General features: G+C 60.2%; 28 protein-coding genes and 3 pseudogenes. 18 read left to right on the top strand and 13 right to left on the bottom strand.

Features of this window, described 5'->3' with window-relative positions; translation table 11 throughout:
• Positions 1-20: 20 nt before the first annotated feature.
• A complete protein-coding gene (locus B30_RS10290; RefSeq protein ID WP_232616917.1) occupies positions 21-1,067 on the bottom strand; it encodes a LysR family transcriptional regulator in 1,047 nt (348 codons plus the stop codon).
• Between B30_RS10290 and B30_RS10285 the strand changes: the two genes are divergently transcribed.
• The 8 genes from B30_RS10285 to B30_RS10250 all read left to right on the top strand — a co-directional run bounded on the left by B30_RS10285 (position 1,046) and on the right by B30_RS10250 (position 7,497).
• Complete coding sequence (locus B30_RS10285) at positions 1,046-2,158, top strand: polyamine ABC transporter substrate-binding protein (protein WP_009572000.1); 1,113 nt, start codon at positions 1,046-1,048, stop codon at positions 2,156-2,158. The genes B30_RS10290 and B30_RS10285 overlap by 22 nt on opposite strands.
• 78 nt (positions 2,159-2,236) lie before the next feature.
• Positions 2,237-3,103, top strand: coding sequence for an ABC transporter permease (locus tag B30_RS10280; protein WP_009571999.1), 867 nt, complete (start codon positions 2,237-2,239; stop codon positions 3,101-3,103).
• A gap of 1 nt (position 3,104) precedes the next feature.
• The gene (locus B30_RS10275; protein WP_009571998.1) at positions 3,105-3,926 is read left to right on the top strand and encodes an ABC transporter permease; all 822 of its coding nucleotides are present in this window, start codon (positions 3,105-3,107) and stop codon (positions 3,924-3,926) included.
• Positions 3,923-5,023, top strand: a complete 1,101-nt coding sequence (locus B30_RS10270) for an ABC transporter ATP-binding protein (RefSeq protein ID WP_009571997.1) — start codon at positions 3,923-3,925, stop codon at positions 5,021-5,023. Before B30_RS10275 ends, B30_RS10270 begins: the two co-directional genes overlap by 4 nt.
• The gene (locus B30_RS10265) at positions 5,023-5,436 is read left to right on the top strand and encodes an amidase family protein (RefSeq protein ID WP_009571996.1); all 414 of its coding nucleotides are present in this window, start codon (positions 5,023-5,025) and stop codon (positions 5,434-5,436) included. The genes B30_RS10270 and B30_RS10265 overlap by 1 nt, the downstream gene beginning before the upstream one ends.
• Positions 5,427-5,909, top strand: a complete 483-nt coding sequence (locus tag B30_RS10260; RefSeq protein ID WP_009571995.1) for an amidase family protein — start codon at positions 5,427-5,429, stop codon at positions 5,907-5,909. Before B30_RS10265 ends, B30_RS10260 begins: the two co-directional genes overlap by 10 nt.
• Positions 5,906-6,805 carry a polysaccharide deacetylase family protein gene (locus tag B30_RS10255; protein ID WP_009571994.1) on the top strand — a complete coding sequence of 300 codons (900 nt, stop codon included), beginning with the start codon at positions 5,906-5,908 and terminating at the stop codon, positions 6,803-6,805. Before B30_RS10260 ends, B30_RS10255 begins: the two co-directional genes overlap by 4 nt.
• Entirely contained in the window at positions 6,802-7,497 is a 696-nt protein-coding gene (locus B30_RS10250; protein ID WP_009571993.1) for a DUF1989 domain-containing protein, read from the top strand. The genes B30_RS10255 and B30_RS10250 overlap by 4 nt, the downstream gene beginning before the upstream one ends.
• A gap of 1 nt (position 7,498) precedes the next feature.
• Here B30_RS10250 and B30_RS10245 read toward each other — a convergent pair whose 3' ends face one another.
• Entirely contained in the window at positions 7,499-8,377 is an 879-nt protein-coding gene (locus tag B30_RS10245) for a LysR family transcriptional regulator (protein ID WP_009571992.1), read from the bottom strand.
• Positions 8,378-8,500: 123 nt separating this feature from the next.
• Here B30_RS10245 and B30_RS10240 point away from each other — a divergent pair, with 123 nt between their 5' ends.
• Positions 8,501-9,178, top strand: a complete 678-nt coding sequence (locus B30_RS10240; protein ID WP_009571991.1) for an FMN-dependent NADH-azoreductase — start codon at positions 8,501-8,503, stop codon at positions 9,176-9,178.
• A gap of 286 nt (positions 9,179-9,464) precedes the next feature.
• On the opposite strand, the gene B30_RS10235 is transcribed toward B30_RS10240, so the two are convergent.
• Complete coding sequence (locus B30_RS10235) at positions 9,465-10,361, bottom strand: LysR family transcriptional regulator (protein WP_009571990.1); 897 nt, start codon at positions 10,359-10,361, stop codon at positions 9,465-9,467.
• 103 nt (positions 10,362-10,464) lie between these two features.
• On the opposite strand from B30_RS10235, the gene B30_RS10230 reads away from it, so the two are divergent.
• The 3 genes from B30_RS10230 (at position 10,465) to B30_RS10220 (ending at position 12,623) form a co-directional block, all read left to right on the top strand.
• Positions 10,465-11,019, top strand: coding sequence for a carboxymuconolactone decarboxylase family protein (locus tag B30_RS10230; protein WP_009571989.1), 555 nt, complete (start codon positions 10,465-10,467; stop codon positions 11,017-11,019).
• Positions 11,020-11,090: 71 nt separating this feature from the next.
• Entirely contained in the window at positions 11,091-11,555 is a 465-nt protein-coding gene (locus B30_RS10225) for a nuclear transport factor 2 family protein (protein ID WP_009571988.1), read from the top strand.
• An 18-nt stretch (positions 11,556-11,573) separates the two neighbouring features.
• Positions 11,574-12,623, top strand: coding sequence for a pyridoxamine 5'-phosphate oxidase family protein (locus B30_RS10220; RefSeq protein ID WP_009571987.1), 1,050 nt, complete (start codon positions 11,574-11,576; stop codon positions 12,621-12,623).
• A gap of 779 nt (positions 12,624-13,402) precedes the next feature.
• Here B30_RS10220 and B30_RS10215 read toward each other — a convergent pair.
• The 9 genes and pseudogenes from B30_RS10215 to B30_RS10175 form a co-directional block, all read right to left on the bottom strand.
• Positions 13,403-14,371: a dipeptidase gene (locus tag B30_RS10215; RefSeq protein ID WP_009571986.1), complete on the bottom strand. Its 969-nt coding sequence runs from the start codon at positions 14,369-14,371 to the stop codon at positions 13,403-13,405.
• A 14-nt stretch (positions 14,372-14,385) separates the two neighbouring features.
• Positions 14,386-15,105, bottom strand: coding sequence for an ABC transporter ATP-binding protein (locus B30_RS10210; protein ID WP_040402295.1), 720 nt, complete (start codon positions 15,103-15,105; stop codon positions 14,386-14,388).
• Entirely contained in the window at positions 15,092-15,856 is a 765-nt protein-coding gene (locus tag B30_RS10205) for an ABC transporter ATP-binding protein (protein ID WP_009571984.1), read from the bottom strand. Before B30_RS10205 ends, B30_RS10210 begins: the two co-directional genes overlap by 14 nt.
• Entirely contained in the window at positions 15,856-16,839 is a 984-nt protein-coding gene (locus B30_RS10200) for a branched-chain amino acid ABC transporter permease (protein WP_009571983.1), read from the bottom strand. Before B30_RS10200 ends, B30_RS10205 begins: the two co-directional genes overlap by 1 nt.
• Positions 16,840-16,843: 4 nt before the next feature.
• Positions 16,844-17,713, bottom strand: a complete 870-nt coding sequence (locus tag B30_RS10195; RefSeq protein WP_009571982.1) for a branched-chain amino acid ABC transporter permease — start codon at positions 17,711-17,713, stop codon at positions 16,844-16,846.
• A gap of 178 nt (positions 17,714-17,891) precedes the next feature.
• Positions 17,892-19,070 carry an ABC transporter substrate-binding protein gene (locus B30_RS10190; protein ID WP_009571981.1) on the bottom strand — a complete coding sequence of 393 codons (1,179 nt, stop codon included), beginning with the start codon at positions 19,068-19,070 and terminating at the stop codon, positions 17,892-17,894.
• Positions 19,071-19,205: 135 nt separating this feature from the next.
• Entirely contained in the window at positions 19,206-19,829 is a 624-nt protein-coding gene (locus B30_RS10185; protein ID WP_009571980.1) for a TetR/AcrR family transcriptional regulator, read from the bottom strand.
• Between the two features lie 213 nt (positions 19,830-20,042).
• Positions 20,043-20,822: pseudogene (gene istB / locus B30_RS10180) on the bottom strand (IS21-like element helper ATPase IstB).
• Positions 20,812-21,132: pseudogene (locus tag B30_RS10175) on the bottom strand (IS21 family transposase); the annotation flags it as partial. The pseudogenes B30_RS10175 and istB, both read right to left, overlap by 11 nt.
• Positions 21,133-21,179: 47 nt before the next feature.
• Between B30_RS10175 and B30_RS22515 the strand changes: the two are divergent.
• A pseudogene (locus tag B30_RS22515) lies at positions 21,180-21,605 on the top strand (DDE-type integrase/transposase/recombinase); the annotation flags it as partial.
• Positions 21,606-21,661: 56 nt separating this feature from the next.
• Here the strand turns inward: B30_RS22515 and B30_RS10170 are convergent.
• A complete protein-coding gene (locus B30_RS10170; RefSeq protein ID WP_009571977.1) occupies positions 21,662-22,666 on the bottom strand; it encodes a helix-turn-helix domain-containing protein in 1,005 nt (334 codons plus the stop codon).
• 220 nt (positions 22,667-22,886) lie between these two features.
• On the opposite strand from B30_RS10170, the gene B30_RS10165 reads away from it, so the two are divergent.
• From B30_RS10165 to B30_RS10145, 5 genes are all read left to right on the top strand, one after another.
• A complete protein-coding gene (locus B30_RS10165) occupies positions 22,887-23,315 on the top strand; it encodes a cupin domain-containing protein (RefSeq protein WP_009571976.1) in 429 nt (142 codons plus the stop codon).
• 93 nt (positions 23,316-23,408) lie between these two features.
• A complete protein-coding gene (locus B30_RS10160) occupies positions 23,409-23,825 on the top strand; it encodes a nuclear transport factor 2 family protein (protein ID WP_009571975.1) in 417 nt (138 codons plus the stop codon).
• Positions 23,822-25,009: an acyl-CoA dehydrogenase gene (locus B30_RS10155; protein ID WP_009571974.1), complete on the top strand. Its 1,188-nt coding sequence runs from the start codon at positions 23,822-23,824 to the stop codon at positions 25,007-25,009. Before B30_RS10160 ends, B30_RS10155 begins: the two co-directional genes overlap by 4 nt.
• A gap of 167 nt (positions 25,010-25,176) precedes the next feature.
• The gene (locus B30_RS21375; protein WP_009571973.1) at positions 25,177-26,373 is read left to right on the top strand and encodes a carboxylesterase family protein; all 1,197 of its coding nucleotides are present in this window, start codon (positions 25,177-25,179) and stop codon (positions 26,371-26,373) included.
• Complete coding sequence (locus B30_RS10145; protein ID WP_009571972.1) at positions 26,370-26,930, top strand: flavin reductase family protein; 561 nt, start codon at positions 26,370-26,372, stop codon at positions 26,928-26,930. Before B30_RS21375 ends, B30_RS10145 begins: the two co-directional genes overlap by 4 nt.
• The last annotated feature ends 18 nt before the right edge of the window (positions 26,931-26,948 follow it).

Here is a 26,948-nt window from a genome sequence, read left to right as displayed (position 1 = left end):
GCGCAGTAAAGCCATCCAATTCATTCAAAACCTTTAAGAGTATGGTTGCGAATACTGTCGACATTCCGGTCAGTTTCACGTGCAATGTTTTGCAGCCAGTTCACAAAAACCTTTGTTGCAAGCTTGGCGCGAGAGACATGATTGACCGTGAGATAGTATTCGAAACCATCAATACACGTCTCTCCCAGCCTTTGGTGCGTCCCTGCGGCAAGCCGGTCTGCGACAAGGATGTTACTGCACAACAGCAACCCTAACCCTTGATCCAGCGCCTCGAAGGCCGCAGATTCGTCGCTGCATTTCAAGACGCTCGCCACCTTGAAACTCTGCGCGGCGTCATCCGCCCAACGCGCCCAGACCGGACCGCCCAGCTCTTTGTTATTCCAATGAAACCCGATGACCGGATAAGCGCCTGACTTGTTCTGTATAACATCGTTGCGCCCGACTGGTGTGTAGGTGTCTGCAAACAAAATGCCGGATGTCGCGTCCCGCGGGCAATGGCCATAACGGATCGCCACATCCAGCCGGTCCGAAGACAGATCGCGCACCGCATCGTCGGTAACAAGCTCGACCTCGATCTTAGGGTTCTCGGCCAGAAAACCCGACAGCCGTGGCAGCAGCCAGTTGTCGGCAAAGGCGCGGGTTGTCGTGACGCGCAGGACGTTCTTTTCGATGTCCACATCCAGAACCGAAAAGGCCTCGGCCAGCAGGTCGAACCCGTCGCGCAATTTCGGAAACATCTCTTCACCCGCAGGGGTCAGCGCGATGTCGCGGGGGTTTCGCACGATCAACTTAAAGCCCAGATAGCTTTCCAGATGCCGGATCTGATGGCTGACCGCTGTCGTGGTCACGCCCAGCTCGTCGGCTGCAGCCGAAAAGCTGAGGCAGCGCGCAACCGCTTCAAAGGCACGGATCGAATTCAGGGGCGGAAGCCGTCGCATCCTCTGTCCTTCGTGAGTTTTGCTCAAGACCCCCTGAGATAAACGAATTTGTAGCAAACAGGACGTTTCGCAGAAGGTGGCAGACACAAAACAGGGAGAAAAACGATATGTCAAATTTTCAATATTCACGCCGCGCGCTGCTGAAAAGCGGTCTGGCTGCGGGTGCTGTGCTGGCCACACCTGCGATTGTAAGGGCGCAGGAGGTGCGCGAGCTGACCATGCTGACATGGGCAGGCCACGCCGACCCGGAGGTCGTTGGCCCGTTTGAACGCGCGCACAATGTCCGCATCCGCGCCAAGGAATACGTCGGCGGGGACCAGATGCTGGCGCAGTTTGCGCAGTCTCCGGTCGGCACCTACGACGTTATCCTGGCCGACGCTGAATATGTCTCGCAGCTGTATCAGGCCGATTACATCGAACAGCTCGACCTGGCAGATTATCCGTTTGACGACTTTTTCCCCGAGTTCCAGAAGTTCGAGGGCCATTGGTACGATGACGGGCTTTACGCGGTGTTCCTGCACTTTGGCTTTCTAGGTCTGTCGCATAATCTGGACGCGCTCAGCCGTTCGGAGGCGCGCAACTACAGGGCGATGTGGCAGGAAAATCTGCGCAGCAAGGTCGGGCAATTCGACTGGCATCTGCCCAACTTTGGCACAATGAGTCTGATCGAAGGCAATCCGGCCCCCTTTGATCTGAATGCCGCGGCGTGGCAGCAGGTGCAGGATACGGCACTGACGCTTCGGCCACAGGTGCGGGGATTTTATGATTACGGCGGCACGCTGTCTGCCCTGCGCTCGGGTGAAGTGGCTGCGATGCCGGGGATTGGCGACTGGATCACCGGTGTCTTGCAACGCGACGGAGCCAATGTTGCCACCACCATTCCCGAACAGGGCGGGCTGCAATGGACCGAGTCGCTGTCGATCGGCAAGGGGTCCCGCAATCAGGATCTGGCCCGGGAATTCATCCGCTACATGATCAGCCCGCGCGGGCAGGTGGCGACGGCCACGCTCAAGGCGTACCCCGCGATGGTGCCGACCCGGGCGGGCTGGGCGATGCTGAACGAAATCAACCCGAATGAGGCAGCACGCCAGAACATGAGCCTGAGCGGGGCGAACGCGCTGGATGAAATCCGCGCCGGGCGCATTCAGTTGCGCCGCCTGCCCGTCCAGCAATCATTGGAAAGCTGGAACGACGCCTGGGTGCGCTACAAAAACGCCTGAGCGACACCCTCAAGAGTCTGTCTTCACGCCGCCACTGACGGGCGCGGGGCGGGCCGCGCTTCATTCAAAGGAAATCCGATGTCCGTCTTATCCGCAAAGGTGCGACTGCGCCGGCGTGCCTGGTTTGCCCTTTGGGCCGCCCCGCTACCGATCTGGTTTGCGCTGTTCTTTATGGGCCCGATGCTGCTGCTGATCGCCATGTCGTTCTGGTCGGTCCAAAACTACCGTCTGACCCCCGACTTTTCGCTGTCGGCCTGGTCTTATGTGCTGTCGCTCGATTTTCTGTGGTCCACGTTCTGGCGCAGCTACGGGCTGTCCCTGATCAGCGCCGCCTTGGTGTCACTGCTGGCCTTTCCGGCCTCTTACGCGATGGCGTTTCTGATCACCCCGGCCAGACGGCTGACTTTTTTGGGCCTCGCCCTAGCACCGTTTTTCACCAGCTATCTGGTCAGAATTTATTCCCTGCAGGTGTTTCTGGGCGAAGGCGGCGTGCTGCCGCAACTGTTTCACAGCGTCGGTCTGTCCGGTGCCAGTCTGCTGAACAGCTACACGGCGCTTTTTCTGGGCCACGCCACCCTGACGCTGCCGGTGGTGTTGGTGCTGCAAACGCTTGCGCTGGGCAATGTCGACCGCACCGAGATGTCGGCAGCCGTCAATCTGGGCGCGCGCCCGCAGCACGTCTTGCGCCACATCATCCTTCCCGCTGCCCGTCCGGGTCTGAGCCTTGGCGTGCTGTTCGCCTTTTTGCTGAGCTATGCCGAATTCGTCAGCGCCACCTATCTGGGTGGCGGCGTCTTTCAGACCCTGCCGATCCTACTGACCGACCTGATCAGGGGCGGCCAACAATGGCCCCGCGCGGCGGTGGTGTCACTGCTGATGATGGCGGCCTTGATGCTGACGTCTCTGGTCACCGTCGCCTGGGCCTATCGCCAGAAAGGAAACTGAGATGAACACCCATCTGAAACACGCATTGCCCGCATGGACCTGGTTCGCGGGGCTGACGCTGGTCTTTGTGATCCTCTATGCGCCGATCCTGTCTGCTCTGGTTTTTTCCTTCAGCGTCGACAGGTTTCCGAGCCTCGATATCACGCGGTTCAGCACGAAATGGTACGCACAGGTCTTTGCAGATGCCCGCATGCTGGAGGCGCTGAAAAACAGCCTGGCCATCGCGCTGAGCACGGCGCTGGTTGCCACCACGCTGGGCTTTGCTGCCGCCTATGCCGACTTCCGGTTCCGGTTTTTCGGACAGCGCATGGTGCTGGCTTTAGCCCTGCTGACGCCGACGGTGCCGATTGCGGTGCTCAGCCTTGCCATGCTGGCGTTCTTCTCGCGGATCGGGCTGTCAGGCACGGTGGGTTCGATCATCGTGGCCCATGTGGTTGTCGCCACGCCCTTTGCAATGGCGATCTGCCGTCTGCGGCTGGAACAGTTGCCGCGGGAATTCGAAACCGCCGCGCAAAATCTGGGGGCCACGCCGGGGCAAGCGCTGCGCCTGATCGTGCTGCCGCATGCGGCACCTGCCATCGGGGCGGCGGCGCTGATCGCCTTTGCCGTGTCGCTTGATGAATATGCCATCGCCTGGTTTGTCGGCGGGTTGGAACAGACCGTTCCCGTCACCGTGCTGAACACCCTGCAAGGACAGGTCGACCCGACCATCCACGTGATCGGCACGCTGGCCTTTGCCGCCACCCTCAGCATGGTCTTTGCCGCGCAGATGTTGCTGTTGCGCAGCACAAAATCCCACAAAAACAAAGAGGTGTCGCCATGACCCAACCGCTTCTGGAATTGCACAACCTGAACAAATCCTACGGCACCTTCGAGGCCGTCAAGGACATCGACTTGACCGTGGATACCGGCGAGTTTCTTGCCATCATGGGCCCCTCGGGCTGCGGCAAAACGACGACATTGCGCATGATGGCCGGTCTAGAGGAACCGACGCGCGGCGACATCCGGCTGGAGGGTCAGCAGATCAACGACCTACCGGTCTGGCAGCGTGAGACGCCGCTTGTCTGGCAGAACCTGGCACTGTTTCCCTATATGACCGTGCGGGAAAACGTCGAATTCGGCCTGCGCATGAAAAAGGTGCCTGGCCCCGAACGGCAACAGCGCTGTGCCGAATGGCTGGAACGGCTTGGCATTGCAGGGTTCGCCGACCGCAATGTGGCCAAGCTGTCCGGTGGGCAGCGGCAGCGCGTGGCGCTGGCGCGGTCACTGGTGTTGCAGCCCAAGGTGCTGCTGCTGGACGAACCGCTGTCGGCGCTGGACGCGCATATGTCTATCCGCATGCAGGGCGAGCTGAAGCGGTTGCAGCGCGAGCTGGGGATCACCTTTGTCTATGTGACGCACAGCCATTCGGAGGCCTTTTCTTTAGCCGACCGCGTGGTCATCATGAATGCGGGCCGGATCGAACAACTGGGCACCCCGCAGGATATCTTCCTGCGCCCCAAGTCGCGCTTTGTCGCACAGTTTGTCGGCGGTATCAGCCTGTTCAGCGGGATGTTGAAGACCACCAGAGAGGGCAAGGTCGGGATCGACAGCGCAGACGGGTTGCTGCAAATCGCAGATCCTGCCAGCGTTCAAACGGGAACCAAATGCGACCTAGCGGTGCGTGCAGACCGGATCAATGTGACCACCCAACCCGGTTGGGGCACAAACGAGGTGCCCTGCACTTTGATGTCCGAAGAGTTTGCAGGCGCGGTCGTCAACCTGCATCTGGAAACGGCCGCGGGCACCGGGATTGTCGCGCAGCTTCAGCAACGAGATCTTGAGCGGCTGTCGGCAAGGGCGGGGCAACAGGTCTATGCCTCCTGGCACCCCGAGGACGGCGTGCTGCTGGGGGTCACTGCGTTGAAGGCGGCGGCGTGATGGCCATGCCGCTGGACCGGACCCTGGCGGCGGCATCGGTGGCACATGGCATGGTACGGCTGGCAGTGGGGACCAATACCGCCGGGTCGTGTCGCGTTCCGGCAGCATTTCACGGGCTGTTCGGCTTTCGCCCAACGCGCGGGCGCTATCCGATGACCGGCGTACTGCCGCTTGCGCCTGATTATGACACCGTTGGGCTGATCACGGGAACCGCCCGCGATCTTTGTGATCTGGACACGATCTTGAGCGGTGAAGCGGAGGAGCCGGAAAGCAGGCCGCAGATCTGGCTGGACCAGTATGCGACGGCGCGGGCCACCTTCGAGGTTTCCGATACGGTTCGCAACGCAGTGGAAGCCGCGTGCGGCCAGGGGTACACAGGCCACGCAGCCTGTTGGCGGATGCGATGGAGCTGATTGCCGCGCAGGGCTGGCCCGGTGGTGCCGATGCCGCCGAATTGTACCACGACCTGATACAGTCGGAGGCCTTTGCGCTGGTCGACCCGCTGGTGGCCGCGCGGTTGCAGAGGGCGGCGAGACTGTCACCGGACGCCATGGCAAAGGTCCGCAGCAGTGCGGCGCATCTGCGCAGACTCTGGCCGGCCCCTGATGTCATCATCGCCTTGCCAACCCTGCCCTTTGGCGCACCACTGGCTGAACCCTTGCTGTCCGATCCCGAAGCCTATGCGCGGACAAATCAGCAGGCGTTGAGCCTGATCATGCCCGCCAGCTTGCTGGACCTGCCCGCTGTCACGCTACCTGTCGGGCAGACCGCTGCGGGGCAATGGATCGGCCTGCAACTGGTCGGCGCGCCCGATTGTGACCGTGCCCTGTTGATGGCCGCCCGCAAGCTGGAACACTCCCTTGACCTGAAAGGACATTGCCCATGATCCGCAACCCGATCCCCTGGCCCAACGGCGCGCGCTGCGCCTGTGCCATCACCTTTGACGTCGATGCCGACAGCCTGATCCACATCGCGCGTCCGAACGACAGCCATCGGCGGTTGTACCCCATCAGCATGGGCCGCTATGGCCCCAACGCCGGGGTGCCGCGCATTCTGGAAACCTATCGCCGGCTGGGATTGAAACAGTCGTTTTTCATGCCCGGATGGGTGATGGAAACCTATCCCGAAACCGTTGAGGCGATTCTGAAAGACGGCCATGAAATCGGGCTGCATGGCTATCTGCACGAAGACCCCACCGAGATGTCCGATGCCGAGCAGACCTATTGGTTCGAGCGGACGCTGGACGCTCACAAACGCGCCACTGGCCAGACCCCGCGCGGTTACCGCGCACCAGCCTACAACGTCACGCCACGGGTCATCGACCTGGCGATCGCCCATGGGCTGACATATGATTCATCCATGATGGCCGACGACCTGCCCTATGTCCTGTCCGCCGCCAAAGGGGATCTGATCGAAGTGCCCGTCCACTGGGGCAGCGACGACTGGCCGCCCTTCGCCCATTATGCCGAGATCGGCTATATGATGCCAGTGATGAGCCCCGCGCAGGGGCTGGAAGCCTCCTTTGCCGAGTTCGAGGCGCAATATGAAGCGGGCGGATTGTGGGTCGGAATCTGGCACCCGTTTCTGACCGGGCGGCTGGCGCGCTGGCGCGTGGTTGATCGCTGGCTGGAGACCGTTCTGTCCCGCCCCGATGTCTGGTTCGCCCCGCTGGAAGACATCGCCGCACATGTCCGGCAGTTGCGCGACAGCGGAGCTTGGACTCCGCATGTGGAACCCGCAACCCCTTATCCCACTGCCGTCTTTCAAGGAGTATCAAGATGAGCGATTTCCCCCTTCCCTTCGACTCCGCCCGCTCTGATGGCAGCAACCCTTCAGCATTTGAGACCGTGGGCGATCTAGGCCAGCCGCACCTGGACATTGTCTATGACGTGCCCGCACGTCAGGGCCGCGCCATCCGTGTGGAACAAGGGCAGATGCTGACCGTCACCAACTGCCACGGCAGTCAGGTGGCCGATTTCTGGGCGTTCAGCGCCGCCGACCCCGGCGAGCATCTGTCGATGGAGCATATGCGCCCGAACCTGCGCAAACTCTGCCCCTCTGCCGGTGATGCGCTGGTGACCAACCGCAGGCGGGCGATCCTGACGCTGATCTCTGACAGTTCCGAGGGGGTGCATGACACGCTTGTCGCCTCTTGCGACATTCACCGGTATCACGAGCTGGGCCATCAGGGGTATCATGACAATTGCACCGACAACCTACGAATGGCTCTGGCGGCGATTGGCGTGGCCTTGCCGCAGGTGCCCTGCCCGTTCAACCTGTGGATGAACACGCCCGCCCGCGCAGGGGGCGAGATGGTCTGGCTGCCGCCGGTCTCGCGGGCCGGTGACGCGGTTATGTTTCGCGCCGAGATGGACCTGATCGCCGTGGTCTCCGCCTGTCCGATGGATCTGTTGCCGATCAATGGCGCAGACGCCGTGCCGCGCGGCCTGTCGGTGACCGTCTCGGCCGCCTGATTCAGCTTTGCTGGCGCATCCAGTCCAACAGTTGCGCCAGCCGGTCCTGATCCGAATGAGTGGACAGGAACACCGCCCAATAGGTCAGGCCCGGCAACGCAATGTCGGAGAGCTGCACGAGCTGACCGGCGTTGAGCAGATCCGCCACCAGCTGTTGTGAGGCCAGAACCGCGCCCTGCCCCGACACCGCCGCGTCAATCGCGTGAATCTCTTCGGAAAAGGTCTGGGCCACAGCGGGCAGTGATGCCTTGACGTCGGCACGGGCGTGCCAGCGCTGCCAGCTGGGCGCGTTCTGCGACGCGGATTTCCAACGGTAGTCCAGCAAAGGCAGCGCCATGATGCCATCCGGTGTCAGCGGCAGGTTCACCAGATCCGGCGCACAGACCGGAATGATCGCATCGTCAAAAAGCCGGTGCCATTCCGCCCGGTCATCGGGCTGGCCCGCATAGCGAATTGCCATGTCGATATCCGACGCATGCAGATCGGCGGGCAGGTCGGCGGCCTCTACCGTGATTTTCAGCCCCGTTTCTGCACCCAGACGCGGCAAGCGCGCCATCAGCCAGCGGCTGGCAAAAGCCATGGTCACTGACAGGCGCAGTGGTGTTTCGGCGGTGGTAATGGCCAGTTGGTCGATTGTGCCTGCAATCTGGTCCAGCGCCCGGCGCAGCACCGGAAACAGCTTTTCCCCCGCTGCCGTCAAACGCACAGGCCGGGGAAAGCGGTGGAACAATGTCACTCCCAGAATGTCCTCCAACTGCCGCACCTGATGGCTGATCGCGGTCGGCGTCAGGCCCAGTTCCTCTGCCGCATCGGCAAAATGCAGATGCCGGGCGGCGGCCTCAAAAGCGCGCAGGGCGTGTAAAGGTGGCAATTTCCGCATCGTTGTCTCGCAGGGTGAATCTCATTCATCTTATGCCTGAAATATTCGCTTTGGCCAAAGGTTTTGGCCACTGCTACCTCCTGCTGCGACGGGGCCATGCCGGCCCCTACACAGGAGAAACCTATGACGACCTTGCTTCGTATCGACGCCAGCGCACAGCTGGAAGACCGCTCGCTGACCCGTATGCTGACAACGCTGTTCATCTCCGAATTTCTAGCCGCCAACCCGGATGCCAATGTGATCACCCGCGACATCGGGCGCGCCCCCGTTCCGGCGATTGACCACCGATTTATCCACGCGGCCTTTACCCCGCTTGACGCCCGCGACGATTGGATGGCCGAACGACTGGCCTTGTCGGACAGGCTGATTGACGAGGTCGAGGCCGCAGACATCATAGTGCTGGGCGCGCCGATGTACAATTACGGGATGCCTGCCGCCTTGAAGGGCTGGATTGATCACATCGCCCGGATCGGGCGGACGTTTTCCTTTGACCTGGCGCGGGGCGATGTCCCAATCCAGCCGATCCTGAAGGGCAAAAAACTGGTCGTCCTGTCATCGCGCGGCGAGTTCGGATTTGACGCCGGCGAGCCGCGTGCGCACATGAATGCGCTGGACCCCGCAATCGCCGCCTGCGCACATTATCTTGGTGTTGATGCGGCCGAGATCGAAACAATTGCCATCGAGTATCAGGAATTCAAGGACGCGCGACATGACCGTTCGGTAATCGCGGCAAAAGAGGCGACGCGCGATCTTGCGGTGCGGTTTGGACAGGGCACTGAGCAAAATTTTCTGGAGGAATAGGGCTGCCTGAGAACGTACTCGATGTGACGTAAAAGGCAAATTTGTCTGACCTCCCACGCTGAATACCGAACATCTTACATGTTTTCCTCCATGCGGCGGATTTTCTGAATGCGTACAGCGGGCTGCGTCAGGAAACTTTGCGCCAATCGTCAAGCATCTCTGATCCAAACCGGGACTTTTATACCATTACCAACAACAGGCCTTGGTCACCTTAAACGGTGTCTGCAAACATTGTTGAGATAAGTTTCCCGATTGGCCAAGGCGGTGACTGCAGGAGTGGAGAGGATCAGGCCATGTGGGTTGCAATCCTCGGTCCGGCAAAATCGAGGAAAGCGCGGAGTTTTTGAGGGATCAGGGCGCGCGGTTCGTAGAGAAGATGGACGGGCCAGGCTGCGGGTTCGAATTCCTGCAAAAGCGGCACCAGCTTCCCGGCCTTGATCGCCTCGGCGGCCTGATAGGACAGAACGCGCGTGAAACCCAACCCGTCAATAGCAGCATCAATCGCCGCTTCGGCTGTGTTCACAATCAGGCGCGCGCGCATCGGCATGACTTTCTGCGGTTGCTCGGAGTCAAATTGCCAGTTCTGCGGCGGCAGGAGGCTTTGGAATGTAATGGCATCCAGCTTCGCAAGATCGCCGGGATTTTTTGGGGGGTCGTGTTTCGCCAGATAGGCGGGGCTGGCGCAGATAATGCGGCGCACCTCGCCCACTTTGCGCGCAATGAACATACTGTCCGAAAGCGGTCCGATGCGGACCGCCAGATCAAGGTGTTCCTCGTGCAGGTTGACTGGACGGTCCGTCAGTTCCAACCGTATGTCGATATCCGGGAAGCCCTTTAGAAAGGCGGTCACCACGGGCAGTACGTGCAACCGTCCAAAAACGATGGGGGCGGTCATCGTCAGCGTCCCCCGAGGAGCAGTGAATTCACCGCTGGCGTTGCGCTCTGCTTCTGCAACCTCTTCAAGTATCCTGCGGCAGGCCGCGATATAGGTTTGGCCGGTATCCGTAAGTGTCAACCCCCGTGGGGACCGCAGCAACAACTCGGCCCCAAGTTTGTCCTCCAGTTCGGAAATCCGGCGGCTAACCGTCGCGATTGGCATCGCCAAGGCACGGGCGCCGGCTGTCAGGCTGCCTTCGTCCACGACGCACACAAATATGGACATGGTCTCAAGGCGGTCGGTCATATGCTTTCCAAAATTTGAGAATCTTTATCTCATTTTTATGATCTATCGCCAAAATATGGAAGCTCCTAAATCTACCTCACACCACAAGCAAAGGAGCTTTTTCATGTCCCGCATTCCCTATCCCATCAACATCGCAGCCGCGCCTGACGCATCGCAACCGCTGTTGCAAGCCGTCGAAAAACAGCTTGGCTCGGTCCCCAACCTGTTCCGTCTTGCCAGTGTCAGCCCGGCCGCGCTGGAAGGGTACCTCAGCCTGTCCGGTGCCCTTGGCAAAGGCCGTCTGCCCGCCGCAACCCGCGAACGGGTGGCCTTGGCAGTGGCGCAAGCGAACGGCTGCAACTACTGCCTTTCTGCCCATACTTACCTTGGCAAGAACCTCGCCAAACTCGACGAGGCCGAGATCGCGGCCAACCGTGCCGGGCGCTCCAACGACGCCAAGGCGGATGCCGCCGTGCGGTTTGCCGTCAAGGTGGTGGGCGCGCGAGGACGCGTCGCCGCAGAGGATCTGCGCGATGTCCGTGAGGCCGGGTATGACGACGGCCAGATCATCGAAATTGTGCAGCATGTCGCTTTGAACGTCTGGACCAACTACCTGAACGAATTGGCCCAGACCGAGATCGATTTCCCGGTGGTCGATTCAACCGAGATCGCAGCCTGACTCTGGTAGTGCGGCCGGGCCCTATCCGGCCGCCTGCCTCTCCCCCCCTTCAACTGAAAAAGGACATGCCAATGTGCCGCCCCCCGCTCCCCCCATTCACCGAAGATAGTGCCAAGGAAAAGGTCCGCCTGGCCGAGGACGGCTGGAATTCCCGTGATCCAGCGAAGGTGACGCTGGCCTATACGCAGGACAGCCGCTGGCGCAACCGCGCCGAATTTCCGGTGGGCCGCGCCGAGATCGAGGCCTTTCTGACCCGCAAATGGGCACGCGAACTGGACTATCGCCTGATCAAGGAGCTTTGGGCCTTTGCCGGCAACCGCATCGCCGTGCGCTATGCCTATGAATACCGAGATGACAGCGGGCAATGGTTCCGGGCCTATGGCAACGAGAACTGGGACTTCGCCGAAGACGGTTTGATGGCGCACCGTCATGCCAGCATCAACGAGCATCCGATCCGCGAAGATGAGCGCAAGTTTCACTGGCCACTCGGTCGGCGCCCTGACGATCATCCGGGCCTGTCCGATCTTGGCCTTTGACCTGTGCAGGACAGCTCCATGACCCGGCCTGATTACGTTTTCCACGCGGGCGAACGCGCAGTGCAGGACCGCACCGGTGTTCCGGCAGAGTATCGCGAACGCGCTGCCCGCGCCATCCGGGCGGAGATGCCCCCGCAACATCAGGCTTTCTTTGAAAGCCTGCCGGCGCTGTTTGTCGGCCTGCGGGATATGCAGGGCCGGCCTTGGGCGACTGTTTGCCCGCTGCCAACCGGGGCGCAAGCAACACCCACACGGCTGATCGCCCACACCTACCCAGTGCTTACCGACCCGCTGGGTCTGGACCTACGACCAGGCAGCAAGGCGGCGGTGCTTGGGTTGGACTTTGCGACCCGTCGGCGCAACCGTGTGAATGGGGTCATCACTGCCGCAACAAAGAACGTTCTGTCGATTGATGTCGAACAGAGCTATGGCAACTGCCCGAAATACATCCGGACGCGCGATATCCGACCGCCTGCGACGTCATTTCCGCCTGACGCAGGTAAACGCGTTGCAATCGACGATGTGACTGCACAGCGGATTATCTCTTCGGCGGACACCTTCTTCATCGCGACCTACGCAGAAGACGGTGCGGATGTTTCCCATCGCGGGGGCATGCCTGGTGTCTTGCGTCTGAATGCGGACGGCTCACTTTCCTTTCCGGATTATGCGGGCAATCGATACTACAACACACTTGGCAACATCGAGGTTTGCGGCCGCGCAGGATTGTTCATTCCTGATTTTGCCACAGGCGAGGCACTCTTGCTGACGGGCAGGGCCAGAATCGACTGGTCCCGCGCCCGCGCCGCAGAATTCGAGAGGGCGGAGCGCGTCGTGGACATCCAGCCCGAGGATGTCTGGCATACGCGGTTGCCGAATGCGGATGTAACGTTGCCGCTCACACGCTCGCAGTTCATGTCGTCAACGCCGCCCGATAGGTCCGTCAAAGGCCGATCTTTGCTATTATGGTCATCGGTCCTGGACACAGGAAGCACCCTAAAGCGCTACGTTTGTTGCGGCCGGCCCAAGCTCTTGTGCGCCTTCCCGCGAGGAGCGCCTACTTATCCTTAAACAGAACCAGCTCGTCATATTCCGCGCTGCTGACAAGCGCTTCGATGATCATCGGCCCCTCAGCCCTGAACCCCTCTTCCAGCATCGCCCGCAACCGTCGGGTAGTCAGTCAGCCGCCTTTTGTCCGCAACAGGGCGGAGATCGGCAAGGGCACGGAGCACGGCATCGAACATGCGTCAAAGACAGTAGCGCAAACGAGAAAAACAGGATTAAGTCATTGAAGTAAAAAGAAACCATCGGCAACTTGGGTTGCCGATGGTCATTTGATCTGTGCCGGAATGGTCATTTTATGCCGGGTCCCACAACTGTGGCGTTCCATCTGACATTACCTATCAACATCTTAAAAATCTTTTCTTTTCAATGGGGCTGAATCCCGCCGGCACAGTCTATTGATACAAAATTTCATAAAGAATGACCTTTATAGCCGATTTCGCTCTCCCCCAGTGGCTGCGCACTTTGGTCTGATGCCAAGGCGCTTTCAGTCAGGAGAACTCGGCAATCCTGGGCCCACACCTTTCTCACCGGTGAATACAGGTGGTCAAAAAAGTGATCAAACCGCCGTAGCGTAGGATTCTGCACTCTCCGGCATCCGCGAGCAGGGTACGGAGGGCGCCGAACGCGTCGCCGCCCGCCATGTAGAGGTGTTCCGCAACCGCATCATGACGACCATGCTGTCGCCGGACGCCACCCGTAAGATACAGATCTTGAGCTGAGGCGTTTCGGAACATCCTGACCCGCAAACACCATAGACGCCGGGGGCAATGCCCCGGCGCCGGAGATCACCAAACGCGGTCGAGCAGCGACAGCCAGTTCTCGCCCATCACGCGGCGAATCTTGATCTCGGACCACCCGGCCCGCTCCATAGCGGCGGTCAGGTTCGGGAAATCGGCAATGGATTCGAGACCGTCGGGGAATTCGACCTCCCAGATTTCCGTGAGCTGGCGGGCATAGCCTTTGTCGCGGTTCAGGTACTCAAAGAACTTCGAGCCGTATCCCATGGTGAAATCGGTGCCAAAGCCGACACGTTCTTCGCCCACGAGGTTCACGATATAGTCGATCGCGGCCACGTAGTCGTCCACCGTCGCGCCGTTGCCAGCCGCCAGAAAGGGCGGGAACATCGTTACACCGACAAAGCCGTCGTGATCCGCGATAAAACGGAGCTGGTCGTCGGATTTGTTGCGCGGGTGCGCCTTGAGCCCGGCGGGCAGGCAATGTGAATAGGCGACCGGCTTTTTCGATGCGCGAATTACATCTTCGGAGGTCTTCGGCCCCACATGGCTGAGATCGCAGAGGATGCCGACGCGGTTCATCTCGGCCACTACCTCATGGCCGAAATCCGACAGACCGCTATCTGTGCTCTCATAGCATCCAGAGCCCACGAGGTTCTGGGTGTTGTAGGTCATCTGAACGATGCCGACGCCCTGTTCTTTGAAGAGCTCGATGGTTTCCAAACGGTCCTCAAAAGCGGTGGTGTTCTGAAAGCCAAGGACGATGCCGGCCTTGCCTTCGACCTTGGCGCGGCGGATGTCCGCCACGGTCTTGGCCTTAACAATCAGGTCGGCGTTGTCGCGGAACTGGGTGTTCCAGGCACCGATGGCCAGCATCGTGTCACGGAAGTTTTCCCAAACCGAGCAGGTGCAATTGGCTGCGGTCAGCCCGCCCTGGGCCATCGCCTCGAACACGGGGCGGCCCCAGTCCGAGATGATCAGCCCGTCGAAGACGATGAGATCGTCATGCAGCGTGGTCATTTTAAAGTCCTTTGTCAGAGATAGATTTCGCGCACAATCGCGTCGTGGTCGCCCGCCATGGCGCGGACATCGCCGCCGTCCACCACCTCGCCGTCCCTGAGGACGATAAAGCGGTCGGCAGCGCGGAAAGCGAGGTTGAGGTTTTGTTCGACCATCAACATGGTCACCCCATCCTCTTTCAGCGTGTCGATGATCTTGGCGATCTCTTCGCAGAATTGCGGAGACAGGCCGCCCGAGGGTTCATCAAGCAACAACAGCCGGGGCCGAGACATCAGAGCGCGCCCGATGGCGACCATCTGTTGTTCGCCGCCCGAAAGGGTGCGGGTCGGCTGTTTGCGGCGCTCGGCCAAACGCGGAAAGCGCTCATAGACCAGTTGGAGGGTCTGGCTGATCTCCTTGCCCCCGCGCCGCATGGCGCCCAAGCGCAGATTGTCCTCGACCGTGAGATCGGGGAAGAGATCGCGGGCCTGGCTGACTTGCGCGATGCCATGAGCAAAGATCTTGTGCGGCGAGAGACCCGCCGTCTCGATCCCGTCGAACAACACCGAGCCGGAGGTCGGTTTGACAAAGCCGCAAACGGCGTTGAGCGAGGTCGATTTGCCGGAGCCATTCGCGCCCAAAAGCGTGAGGCATTCCCCAGGCAGCACGTCATAGGTCGCGCCGCGCAGGATCGGTTTTTTGCCGTAGCCCACATGCAGGTCACGGATTTTGAGAAGCGGTTCAGGAGTGTCCAAGGTAAGCCTCCAAGACTGCGCGATCTTCGCGGATTTCATCGGGTGTTCCTTCGGCGATGCGCGCGCCCGCCGCCATCACTAGGATGCGGTCGGCGGCGGCCATCACGAGTTCCACCGCGTGTTCGATGAGCAGGATGCCCACCCCTTTTTCACCAGCGAGGCGATGGATGATCTCCATCATCTGCGCACGGGCGACGGGAGACAGACCCACGGCAGGTTCATCGAGCAACAGAACAGGCGGATCGGAGGCCACGGTGCGCACGATTTCGACGATCCGTTGCTGACCGCCGGACAAGTCGCCTGCCCGCGTGTCGGCCATGTGATCCATCGACATGAGTTTCAACAGCTCACGCGCCCGGTGGATGTTCTCGGCCTCGGATTTGAGCGCCTTAGAGCGACCCAAGAGGATGTCGAGGAACGAGCCTTCGATCTGGGCATGGAGCCCGGTCAGGACGTTTTCGAGAACCGTCAACGCCGGGAACAGCCCACCGTTTTGAAAGGTCCGGCGGACCCCCTGTTCGGCGATCTCATGCGGCGTGAGCTTGGTCAGCTCCTGGCCCTTGAGATGGACCGTACCGGAGGTCGGCGTGACATAGCCAGAGATCGCATTGAACAGCGTGGACTTGCCCGCTCCGTTCGGCCCGATCACGGCGCGTACCGCGCCTTCCTCAAGGGTGAAAGTGACATCGTCCAAGGCCGTGAGGCCGGAGAATCGGACGCTCAATCCGTTCACTTGCAGAAGTTCGCTCATCACGACTCCTCCCTGTAATAGCGTTCCACGAAGATGGGCGAGAGGCGGCGCAGGAGGCTTGCCAACCCCATCGGCATGGCGACCAGCACGGCGGCGACGATGAGACCGAAGAACAGTTCCTCCATCCCGGGAAACGCCCGCAGATATTCCGGTAAAGCGGTCAGGACCACTGCTCCGAGCACCGCGCCGAGGACAGACCCGAGGCCCCCGACCAGCACCATCGCGAAGGACGCAATGAGGTGCAGCATGCCGAAGCTTTCGGGAAAGACATGGCCGACATGGCGGGCGAACAGCGCGCCTGCACAGCCCACGAGGAAGCCGGACCAGATGAAGGTCGTGAGGATCACCCGCGCGGTTGGAATGGCGAGAGAGGCCGTGGCCACTTCGTTTTCGCGCACCGCCATGACGGCGCGGCCAAAACGAGAGCGCAGGAGGTTCAGCGTGGCTTTGACCAGAACGGCGGTCACCGCGAGGAAGATGTAGAACTTTAGCGTGTCATCGCTCAGCGAGATGCCAAACATGGTCTCACGCGGCAGGGGCAGACCATCGGTGCCGCCGGTCAGCGGCTTGGTGTGCAGATAGGCCCACCGCATCAACTCGCCGAACGCGAGCGTGATGATCGCGAGATAATAGGAACGGATGCCGCGAAGGGCTGCGGAAGAGGCGAGAAAGCCGCCGAGCGCCCCGAGCGCACCCGCCAGAGGGATCGTCATGATCCAGGGCAGGCCGAGCTTGGCCGAGAGGATCGCAGAGGCATAGGCGCCGATTCCGAAAAACGCGGTGTTGGCAAAGGCGAGCTGGCCGAGGTTGCCGATCACGAGCGTGAATCCGAGGGTCACGAGGATCGAGATGAGCATCCCGTTGACGATGAATTGCGTATAGGCGTTGGTCGCCAATGGCGTGAGGAGCAAGAGCACGGGAACGGCCCAGAAGGCCCAGGTGCGGAGGCTGCGTTGGCGGGAGGTTGGCATGGTCGTACTCATGTTCTTACACCTTCACCACAGCTTTGCGGCCAAAGAGGCCATGCGGACGAATGAACAGCACCAGCACAATGAAGACATAGGCGGTGATCTCGATCAGGGCGCTGTCGATGTAGGCCCCGGCATATTGTTCCGCGAGCCCCAGTAGGATACCGCCCAGAACCGCGCCGCCCAGAGAACCGAAGCCCCCGAGTGTCATCGCGGCAAAGCCTTTGATCAGGAAGGAGGCGCCAAGGTCCGGGTGCAGGAGCGAGATTGGCGCGACAAGAATGCCACCCAGTGCCCCAAGCGCGGCCCCGACACCCCAGCTAAAATCATTGAACCGTTCGACGTTCAGGCCAATGAGGCGGGCGCCGCGCGGGCTTTGGTAAACCGCCTGCACCATCTTGCCGAGGTCTGTCAGGCCGAGAAGGCCAAAGAAGACCACCAAGAGGACAAAGACCGTCCCGATGATAAAGACCGCATCGCCCGTAACGACGAGATTGCCGAGAAAGATCGGCTCGATATCGAAAACAGGCGGCATGGGGAGGACTTCGCGGCCCCAGACCATCCGCGCGATCCCACGCAGGATGTAGCCCGCGGAGATACACATGAGCGCCAGTCCGATGTGCGGACCGCCCCGGATGGGTCGGATCAGACCTTTGCTGAAGAACACCCCCAGCACGAACATGGCGATCATCGCGAGAACGGCCGCGGGGAGAAAGGCAATGCCCGCAAGCACGACCAGAACGTAGGAAAGAAAGGCCCCTGCCATCACGAAGTCGCCATGGCCAAAGTTCACAACCGTGGTCGAGCGGTAAACCACCGTGAGAGAAAGGGCGATGAGGGCATAGATCGCCCCTTGGGCGAATCCGCCCAATGTCAGCTGCATCAGCATCGGTATTGCTCCTTGAAAAGGTCCGGCGCGTCAGTGCGCCGGAGCCTGTCAGTCGGGGAGGAAATTAAAGCGTTTCGATTTTAACTTGATCTATCTCGTAAAGCCGAAACGCCTTCTTCGCTTGGACGTTGCACTGCGTTTCAGCTCAAACCCGGATTCAGGTTTGAGCTGAAACGCTTTAGTAGGGCTGGCCCCAGGCTTTGAGAACGGTCGGTTCACCGTCCACGAAACCGGCCACGGCAGAGCCTTTCACACCTTGGTGATCCTCGGGGGTCCAGGTGATCGGATCGGACAGGATACCGGTGTCAAAGTCCCGCACCTCTTCGAGCGCCGCGATCAGTTTCGAGCGGGTGAGATCCGGCCCCACGGCTTCGAGTGCGGAGACGAGCGCCTCGGCAGACCCGATGGAGACAAAGGAGAAGGTCGAAAGCTCTTCGTCCGGGTAGTATCCGTGGATCATATCGGCCCAGGGCTTCATTTTCTCGCCGTCGAGATTGTCCACATAGGAGTGGATCACGTAATAGTTCTGCACGGTCTCGAAATCGCCTGTGCGCTTGAGCGTGTTCTCAAGGTCCGTACCAGCGGTGCCCATGACCGGGATGTCACCCATGCCGTATTTCTTCAGGTCGCGCAGGAAGATCGCGGTTTCCGCCTCATAAAGCGCTGCGATGATGAAATCGGGCTTGTTCTGGCGCAGCTTCAGCACCTGCGCGGTGGCATCGGTCTGGCCGCGCTCCATGGTCAGCTCGGCGGTCGGCTCGACGCCTTGCTCTCTCAGATAATCGCGCGCCGGGTTGGAATAGCTGTGCGCCCAGTCGTTGGAATGCTCGATGATCGCAACGTTCTTTGTGTCCGGCTTGGAGAGCACGAAGGCCGCCATGGCGTGCCCGTTGGCGCTGCCGGTCGGCACACCGTGAAAGATGTTCCCTGCCAGCGGATCGGAGATCGAATCGCTTACCGCATGGGCGACGATCCACGGCAGACCAGCCTCCTCAATCGTAGGACGCAGCGCGAGCGCCACGCCGGAGCAGGAGTTGCCCTGAAGCATGAACACTTCGTCCTGGGAGATCAGTTTCTTGGCGGCTGCGAGGCCTTTGGCGCTGTCGCAGGCGGTGTCTTCCTGGACCGCGACCAGTTTGCGGCCATGCACGCCGCCCTCTTCGTTGACCTTGTCGTAATAGGCCATCATACCGATCAGGGCTTTGCTGTAGGACGACGCATTGCCGGAGAACGGCCCCATCACACCGATGGTGATGGCGCCATCCGAAAGCCCCTGGGTTTCCCAGGCGTCGTCTTGAGCAAGGGCGGGAGCCGCGACAAGGGTCGCTGCGGTGAGAAAAGTCGTTAGCTTATTCATCTGTTACTCCTGTTGGACGTTTCTGTGTGGACTGCGGCTTTTTACCGCTTTGTTATGTGTCGACCTCAACTTAAAAACCGACCGTATTGTTTGTTTTATGCGCGCACCACGCGCGAAAACTGGTAAGGAAGAAAATCACAAAGGACCGCTTGCGGGACGAATATGCACCGCCAACATGGTTTTGAGCGTCATCACCATTTCTCGGAAATAGGCCTCATCCCTGCGCAGTACCGCCTGCACGGCCATGCCGCGAAACACATTCATCGCCAAGTTCAGCGCCACCCGCGAGGTCACCACATCGGGGTTCACCGCCACGAAGGTCTGCGACCAGATTACCTCCAGCCGCTCGTGCAGATCGAGGATCAGCGGTGCGAGCTGTTGGCGCAGGTCTGCGTCGCCACGCGCCGCAACGATGATCTCAAGCGAGGAATAGAACCAGTCGCCATGCCGCACCTCGTCCCAGACCGCCTCGAAAAACCGGTCGTAATCCAGCGCACCGCTCCGCATTTCAGCAGCGAGCGCCTCCAGCCCGGCGGCGAAATTCGCGAACATCTCTTCGGTGGCGGCGACGATCAGCGCCATCTTGCTGGGATAATGATGCGTCTGCGCCCCGCGAGACACGCCCGCACGCTTGGCGATGCCCGAGGTGCTGGTGTTGGCATAGCCGACATCCATCAACATATGCACCGTCGCCGCAAGCAGAAGTCTGCGGGTTTCGGTACTGCGCTGGTCTTGGGTGCGGCGTGTCGTTACAGTCATCTGTCCCTCTTTTAAAAACAGGTTGGCTTGTATTTATAATTTGGTCAAGCGCGGCGAAAGCCTCATGTCCGACGAAACCGTAAGAATCTTCAGCTTGCTCAAAAAAACGGCGCCGGGCTCGGGCACTTTGAAACTCTAGCGTGTTGATTGTCACTGGAAACTGACCCGGTATTTTCACCGAGATTTAACCCACCCTCAGTTATGCGTCGTTGTTCATGACGCGGTCAATGTTTTGGTCTCCTTTCCTGTTTTCTTTGCTTCTTTGGCGCTGGCTTTGAAGCGGTAGCTGTCGTTGCCGGTCTCCAAGATGTGGCAGCGGTGTGTGAGCCGATCCAAGAGAGCGGTGGTCATCTTTGCATCCGCGAAGACGCGCCCATTCTGAGAAGCTCAGGTTGGTGGTGATGATCACACTGGTGCGCTCATAGAGCTTGCTGAGCAGGTGGAAGAGAAGCGCGCCTCCGGACGAACTGAACGGCAGATACCCAAGTTCGTCCAAGATGACCAAGTCGACCTTGATCAGCATCTCAGCCATCTTCCCTGCTTTGCCGAGCGCTTTTTCTTGTTCCAACGTATTGACCAATTCTACGGTCGAGAAGAAGCGGACCTTGCGCCTGTGGTGCTCAATCGCTTGGACGCCGATTGCTGTGGCTGTGTGGCTCTTTCCCGTTCCGGGACCGCCGATCAAAACGACATTCTCGGCCGCTTCGATAAACTCGCATCGGTGCAGCTGCCGCACTGTCGCTTCGTTGATCTCACTCGATGCAAAGTCGAAGCCCGTCAGGTCCTTGTATGCGGGGAAGCGGGCGACCTTCGTGTGGTAGGCAATGGACCGCACTTCGCGTTCCGCAAGCTCGGCCTTGAGGAGCTGTGACAACATTGGTGTGGCAGCCTCGAATGCGGGCGCGCCCTGGGCGACCAAGTCTTCAATCGCATTTGCCATGCCGTAGAGCTTGAGATGATGACGATAGAGGCTCCGGCCGGGTCATGACGCATGGCGTTTCTCCCCAATCCGTCTCAGCCCGTCATAACGATCGACGTTGGCCTCGGGCGTTGTTTGCAATGCCAGTGCGTCCGGCGGATCGACCTCGGGGTGATCTGTCGGCTTGCGGTCGATCAATCGGTGCAGCAGATTCAGGATGTGCGTTTTGGTGGGCATGCCTGCTTCAAGGGCTAGCTCTACAGCTCCTAAGACATCCTCTTCATTGTGCTGAAGAACCAATGACAGGATGTCGACCATTTCCCGGTCGCCGCCGTCCTTGCGCAGCATATGATCCTGCAATTGACGGAAGGCGTTTGGCATCTCCGCATTCGCCATTGTCACTAGGACCAATGGCGTGACAGGGTTCATTCATCGATCTGTTCTCTCGGCGTGTGGTGGGCAGTTCATTCCCGCCAAACGTCTGAGCTGGATGTGCAGGCCTGCTTATGGCGATCTGGCAGCGCAAACCAGAGCCGGGTTTACTGGTCCACTCAGATCAAGGCGCGCAATTTACCAGCCGTGAATGGGCCGCATTTCTACGAGAGCACGGATTGGAACACTCGATGAGTCGTCAGGGAAATTGCCACGATAACGCGGTGGCAGAGAGCTTTTTTCAGCTGTTGAAGCGGGAGAAAACCAAGCGATGAACCGACCGAACCCACGAAAAAGCTCGGCGCGATATCTTCGAATACATCGAGCTGTTCTGCAACCCGAAACGCAAGCACACAAACAACGGCATGCTGTCGCCCGTTGACTTCGAAGCAGGACGGCGCAAACTGAACAAGGCAGGTGTCTAGGAAACTAGGGCTCCTCAGGTTCCTGAGCCAAGCATAGGAAATCCGTTCACTCTCCCTCAGCGGCGCAATGTGACAGAGGGTAATTCACCATAGCGCCTGCGATAACTTTCGGCGAAGCGCCCGAGATTGGTGAACCCCCAATTCACGGCAATCGAGGTCACGGAGACGCCCGAAGCCATCGCATCCGCGCGCAGAAGTTCCTTGCGAACCGCCTCCATGCGTATGGCCTTCAGAAAAGCCATAGGCGTTTTATCGCGAAAGCGTTGAAATCCATCAAAGAGTGTTCGCTGGCTCACGCCAGCCGCAGCGGCCACATCAGAAATTGAAATCGGTTCATCAACATGGGCACGGATATAATCTTCTGCCAAACGCACGTGACGTGGAGCAACGCCTTGGGCGGAGTGTAATAAAGCCTCGGAATAGTTATTGCGAAACCCTGTGAGAACGAGTGTCATCAGGGTGCCTTCGAGATTTTTCAGCCCCATCGGGGAATTATAAAAATTCTCTTCGTGTTCGGTTTCACTCACCACGAAATTCAACATCCGACGGTAAGCCTGAGCACTTTCGGACGGAGCTCCTTCCAGAAACTCGATCGGCGTCCGCAGTTCATCGTTCAACAACTGGCATAAATGATCTTCCAAAGCGCGGCGCTCGATTTTGAGCACGAGTTGACCACAATTGTTCATCCAACGCATCTTTAGCCCGGTAGTTGCAGAACTGACCGCATCGGTTCTGGAATCGGCTAGCACATCCTGCCCGCCAATCTGCATCCCGCATTGGCCACGATCCGTCGTATGCACCATAAACCAGTCTTCCGGCACGCCCGCATCAATTTCGACCTCCGCACCGTAACTGACGTAGCTGAGCGCCAGCCGACCGATGGAGGCAAAGCTTTGATGAAAGTCGAGCTTGCGCGCATTGCCCACGAATTCGATACGATGCGGGCAGAACACCTTGCCGACACGCTCGCGCGCTTCGTCGATGTCCGAGGTCTGCAACAACATGTGGCGCGCGATCGGGATCGCTGGCGCTGAATTTTCCAAATTTGCACTTTCCCGCATGATTTGAACATTCCCTGCAGAAATCGGATATCCGGTCCGCCCGAATAAACTTCATTCTTAAAGCATCTACGCATTCAAACGCACATGCCGTCAAGAGAGTTGGGGGACGTGAAGGTCAAAGATCGGGAAAACCGGATCATTCTGGGTCAAACGCATAACATCTGACCACTCGGACGACAGGTGACAACAAAAACAAATGCACCAACAGTGGAGAATACACATGGAATTCAGTAAAGGCGCCACCTTCGCAGGAGAAAGCTTCAAGGGGCAAAAATGGACCATTCTCGGCGAGCCCTACCTGCCGCTGCACGTCTCGGAAACTTCGATGCTCATGCATGCCGAATTCGGCCCAGAAAGTTTCGTTCCGACCCATGTGCATGATTTACAGGACGAAATCCTCTACCTGCTCGAAGGCAGATTGGAATTCGAAACCGAAGGCAAGGTGATCACCGCCAGCACCGGCGACACAGTGACCCTGCCGCGGGGCATTCCGCACGCGATCTTCAACCGCTCTGGCGCCTTGGCGCGTGCGCTCGTCGTCGTGTCCCCGACCGCAACGATGTACGACTACATGGTTGCCATCGACGGGCTGGTCGATCCCGCCGAAGTCATGCGTCTGGGCGCCGAGCACGAAGTGCGCTTCATCTGATCGCCTGATCTTTCAAACACGAAAAACACAGCCTCCCCCGGCACTTGCCGGGGGACAGGAGAGCTGTGATCCTTACCAACCACAGGGAAAACAATGACTGTAAAATCCACAATCGAGGCCTTTTGGCAAGGCCATAGCACTCAAGACATCGCCCTTTTGAAAACCGTCATGGCGGAAGACATGACCTGGACCGTAGTCGGCAAGACCTGCCCAATTGCCAAGACTTATGAAGGCTGGGACGGCTTTTTCGGCGAGCTTCTCAGCGGTTTGGGCGAGGCGTTCAAACCCGGCACGCTGAAGATGACGGTTAAGGGGCTTTATGCCGACGAAGCGGCTGGCATGGGCTTTTTGCACCTCTCTGAGAGTGCCGAATTGCACAATGGCAATCTCCTCGATGTCGAACTTGTCGACGTCTTCACCGTGAAAAACGGCAAAATCACCGCCGTGCGCGAGATCATGGATATGGCCGCCGTGAACGCCGCCTTCGGCTTTGGGGAGGCTTCCGCATGACCGCCGCTTCGAAAAGCCTGACACAGGAACTGATCGCCAAGGTGCATGGAATCGGCCCGATCCTGCGCGACAATGCCGCCGAAACCGATGCCGGTCGCCGTGTGACCGACGCCTCGATCCAGGCGCTCGACAGCATTGGAATCTTTGGCATCAACGCGCTCAAAGCCTATGGCGGTTTTGAGGGCGGCGCGCGGATGCTGTTGGATGTGACCACCGTGATCGGCACCTATTGCCCCAATTCGGCATGGATTTCTGTGATCTCTTCGGTGTCCTCGCAATTGGCGCTGCGCTTTCCCGAAAGCGCCTGGAAACGGGCCTTTAGCAAGGGTAAATACGAACGCATGGCCTCCGTCATCACAAATCTCGGCGCCACGGCGGTGCGCGAAAGCGATGGCTACCGGGTGAATGGCGAATGGGCTTGGGGCTCCAACATCCTCAACTCCGAATGGGCGATTGGCGCCATCGCGGTGATCGAGGCCGAAGGCGCAGACCCCGCGCCGGGCTTTGTCCTGTTGCACAAGAGCGATTTCACTATCAAGGACACATGGTACACCATCGGGATGCGCGGCACGGGGAGCAACAATTTCGTTGCCCAAAACGTGGTGGTCCCCGCCGATCAGATCGCCGATGGCGGTTCCGTCCTTGGGCCGGGCTACGAGATGTCGCCGGAGGCGAGCTTTCTGCAACGCCTCACGCCTGTGTCGATGTTCCCGACGGTAATCATCTCCGGTCCGCTCGGGGGGGCAAAAGCGGCGCTCGACTATGTGATCGATGCGGCAGGTAAGCGCCCGATCACCTATTCGACCTATCATCCGCAAAACACCTCCGGCGCTTTCGTGCAGGCCATCGGCATGGCCAAGGCCAAGATCGACGCGGCCGAAATGAGCCTTCAGGCGGCGGCGGATCTGATCGATGCGGCGGCCATGGGCACCACGCCATTGTCGCCCGAAGATCGCGCCCGCGTGCGCAACTACGGCGCCCATGCGACCGCCAATCTCGGCGAGGTGATGAACGATCTGGCAACGATCCACGGCACCGCGACCTTTGCCGAACGCAGCCCGCTTGGTCGTCTCTGGCGCGATGTGAACACCGGCGCACGCCACGCCATCGCCGCCAGCCCGCTGTGCTATGAGATTGGCGGGGCGAGCCTCTTGGGCATCACGCCTCCAACGCCTCTGGTCTGATCATGTCCAGACAGGTGAATACAGTCCCACAGGGCGGTTCTGCCGCCCTGATCGGGGAAGCTATCCCCAAATCTGTGGTGCGCGCGCATCTCGGGCTTCGCTACGGAAGGCTCAGCGATCCGCGGAACCCGCGCTCCGCAGTTCGGCCCGCAGAAGATCGACAGGCAGTGACAGAGCTCACCGACGTGCCGGTTTTCCCGCAACTCCCGAGCCGCCTCGAACGCATCATGGGGCCGGGGGTTGCCGACAATCCGCAAAGCGATGAGGCGTTTTACCTCAACATATGGCACCCGGACGGGGCAAAAGACTGTCCCGTTCTGGTGTTTCTGCATGGCGGCGCCTGGGTCAGCGGCGGCGGCTCGGCGCGGTGGTACCGTGGCGAGGCGCTGGCGAAAGAAGGGATGATCGTCGTCACCCTCAATTATCGCATCGGCCCCGCTGGACATTGCGAAGATGCCGGATCGCAAGACAAAAGCACGCCGCACATGCACCGCCCGATGGAGGACATCCTGACCGCGCTGCGCTGGGTCCGGGACAACATCCGTGGCTTTGGCGGCGACCCGGCGCGGGTGACGCTCGCGGGGCAATCCGCCGGGGCGTGGTATGCTTGGGCCTTGGCGGGATGGGATCGGGCCGAGGGGCTGTTTTCGCGAGTCGCATTGATGAGCATCCCGGAGATTGCGCCTTGGTCCGCAGAGCACCGGCATGGGTTCACACAGGAGGTGGATGCGGCAGGTCCGGACCGGCAGACACAGCTGCGCGCCGGGGCGAAAACCTTGGGCGAGACGCGGTTTGAACCGGGCCGCATGGCGCCAATGTATCTTCCGGTCTGGCCGCAAACGGACGCCAGTGGGCGGCTGCACGTCGGCGCGCTCTATATTCGCAGCACATGGGACGAGATGTCGGTGTTTCTGCCGCCGCTTGACCCCGAGGCAGAGGCCGAACGGCTGAACCTCTTGCGCCGCGATCTGACGGCACAGCCCGCGCAGGGCCATCGCTGCCCGGCAAGCTGGTCGGCGGCATGGGCGGAAACCGTCTCGCGCGCCACATGGGCACAATTCGGAGGATTTTCGGAGGCCATCGCGCAGGCCGCCGAGGCCCGCAGCCAAACCGTCATCCGCCGCACCTTCGGCGCGTTTTGCGGCTGCGACAATCTCGGCGCCACCCATTGTTTCGATCTGCCGTTCCAATTCGGCAACCGCGCCGATTGGCAGGATGCGCCGATGTTGAACGGTTGGTCGGACAGCGCCTTTGAGGGCCTGAGCCAAGCGATGCGTCGCGATCTAGCCGCCTTCGTACAGGGCGCGCCGCAAGCCTCCCGACAGGAGTTCACGGCCGCCCCCGATGGTGAGGACAAGACATGAAAGACCACCTTATGACAGACCCGCTTTCCGACGCGTTTCGCAGCGCCTTTCGCCATCATCCCGCCGGGGTCGCCATCCTGACCGCCAACACGCCCGACGGCCCTGTCGCCCTGACCGTCAGTTCGCTGTTTTCGATCAGCGCAGAGCCGCCGCTCGTCGGCATGTCTCTGTCGCGCCATTCCCGCGTCGCGGAGGCCCTGCTCGCCGCTGGCACCATGGTCATCCACTTCCCGCGCTACGAGGACATCGACCTCGCGACTCTCTGCGCGACGCCGGGGGCGGATCGGTTTGGGCCGGATATCGACTGGGAAAGCTTGCCGACCGGGGAGCCACGCTATCGCCGGATCGGCACATGGTTTCGCGCGGAGATTCACAAAACCATGCCGCTCGACGGCGCCACCGTCGTGGCCGCAGAGCTGCGCGAGGGCATCTGCCCCACCTGCAACGACAGACATTCGCATCCCGCCACCTCCGACACCTTGGTCTATCTCGACCGGAGCTGGCGTGGTCTCGGCCCGAAGGGCCCCACAGAGCCCCCCGAAGAGGGGCGTTTCTAACCGCACGAACCCCGTGCG

It is taken from the genome of Celeribacter baekdonensis B30, from assembly GCF_000299875.1.
Classification (GTDB): domain Bacteria; phylum Pseudomonadota; class Alphaproteobacteria; order Rhodobacterales; family Rhodobacteraceae; genus Celeribacter; species Celeribacter baekdonensis_A.
The sequence above is the reverse complement of the archived record's forward strand: the minus strand, read 5'-3'. Positions and strand labels throughout refer to the sequence as shown.

What these genes read in the sequence shown, in the direction of transcription:
- B30_RS10285 (WP_009572000.1), top strand. Translation starts at nt 1,046, where the DNA reads ATGTCAAATTTTCAATATTCACGCCGCGCGCTGCTGAAAAGCGGTCTG.
- B30_RS10280 (WP_009571999.1), top strand. Translation starts at nt 2,237, where the DNA reads ATGTCCGTCTTATCCGCAAAGGTGCGACTGCGCCGGCGTGCCTGGTTT.
- B30_RS10275 (WP_009571998.1), top strand. Translation starts at nt 3,105, where the DNA reads ATGAACACCCATCTGAAACACGCATTGCCCGCATGGACCTGGTTCGCG.
- B30_RS10270 (WP_009571997.1), top strand. Translation starts at nt 3,923, where the DNA reads ATGACCCAACCGCTTCTGGAATTGCACAACCTGAACAAATCCTACGGC.
- B30_RS10265 (WP_009571996.1), top strand. Translation starts at nt 5,023, where the DNA reads ATGGCCATGCCGCTGGACCGGACCCTGGCGGCGGCATCGGTGGCACAT.
- B30_RS10260 (WP_009571995.1), top strand. Translation starts at nt 5,427, where the DNA reads ATGGAGCTGATTGCCGCGCAGGGCTGGCCCGGTGGTGCCGATGCCGCC.
- B30_RS10255 (WP_009571994.1), top strand. Translation starts at nt 5,906, where the DNA reads ATGATCCGCAACCCGATCCCCTGGCCCAACGGCGCGCGCTGCGCCTGT.
- B30_RS10250 (WP_009571993.1), top strand. Translation starts at nt 6,802, where the DNA reads ATGAGCGATTTCCCCCTTCCCTTCGACTCCGCCCGCTCTGATGGCAGC.
- B30_RS10245 (WP_009571992.1), bottom strand. Translation starts at nt 8,377, where the DNA reads ATGCGGAAATTGCCACCTTTACACGCCCTGCGCGCTTTTGAGGCCGCC.
- B30_RS10240 (WP_009571991.1), top strand. Translation starts at nt 8,501, where the DNA reads ATGACGACCTTGCTTCGTATCGACGCCAGCGCACAGCTGGAAGACCGC.
- B30_RS10235 (WP_009571990.1), bottom strand. Translation starts at nt 10,361, where the DNA reads ATGACCGACCGCCTTGAGACCATGTCCATATTTGTGTGCGTCGTGGAC.
- B30_RS10230 (WP_009571989.1), top strand. Translation starts at nt 10,465, where the DNA reads ATGTCCCGCATTCCCTATCCCATCAACATCGCAGCCGCGCCTGACGCA.
- B30_RS10225 (WP_009571988.1), top strand. Translation starts at nt 11,091, where the DNA reads ATGTGCCGCCCCCCGCTCCCCCCATTCACCGAAGATAGTGCCAAGGAA.
- B30_RS10220 (WP_009571987.1), top strand. Translation starts at nt 11,574, where the DNA reads ATGACCCGGCCTGATTACGTTTTCCACGCGGGCGAACGCGCAGTGCAG.
- B30_RS10215 (WP_009571986.1), bottom strand. Translation starts at nt 14,371, where the DNA reads ATGACCACGCTGCATGACGATCTCATCGTCTTCGACGGGCTGATCATC.
- B30_RS10205 (WP_009571984.1), bottom strand. Translation starts at nt 15,856, where the DNA reads ATGAGCGAACTTCTGCAAGTGAACGGATTGAGCGTCCGATTCTCCGGC.
- B30_RS10200 (WP_009571983.1), bottom strand. Translation starts at nt 16,839, where the DNA reads ATGAGTACGACCATGCCAACCTCCCGCCAACGCAGCCTCCGCACCTGG.
- B30_RS10195 (WP_009571982.1), bottom strand. Translation starts at nt 17,713, where the DNA reads ATGCTGATGCAGCTGACATTGGGCGGATTCGCCCAAGGGGCGATCTAT.
- B30_RS10190 (WP_009571981.1), bottom strand. Translation starts at nt 19,070, where the DNA reads ATGAATAAGCTAACGACTTTTCTCACCGCAGCGACCCTTGTCGCGGCT.
- B30_RS10185 (WP_009571980.1), bottom strand. Translation starts at nt 19,829, where the DNA reads ATGACTGTAACGACACGCCGCACCCAAGACCAGCGCAGTACCGAAACC.
- B30_RS10170 (WP_009571977.1), bottom strand. Translation starts at nt 22,666, where the DNA reads ATGCGGGAAAGTGCAAATTTGGAAAATTCAGCGCCAGCGATCCCGATC.
- B30_RS10165 (WP_009571976.1), top strand. Translation starts at nt 22,887, where the DNA reads ATGGAATTCAGTAAAGGCGCCACCTTCGCAGGAGAAAGCTTCAAGGGG.
- B30_RS10160 (WP_009571975.1), top strand. Translation starts at nt 23,409, where the DNA reads ATGACTGTAAAATCCACAATCGAGGCCTTTTGGCAAGGCCATAGCACT.
- B30_RS10155 (WP_009571974.1), top strand. Translation starts at nt 23,822, where the DNA reads ATGACCGCCGCTTCGAAAAGCCTGACACAGGAACTGATCGCCAAGGTG.
- B30_RS10145 (WP_009571972.1), top strand. Translation starts at nt 26,370, where the DNA reads ATGAAAGACCACCTTATGACAGACCCGCTTTCCGACGCGTTTCGCAGC.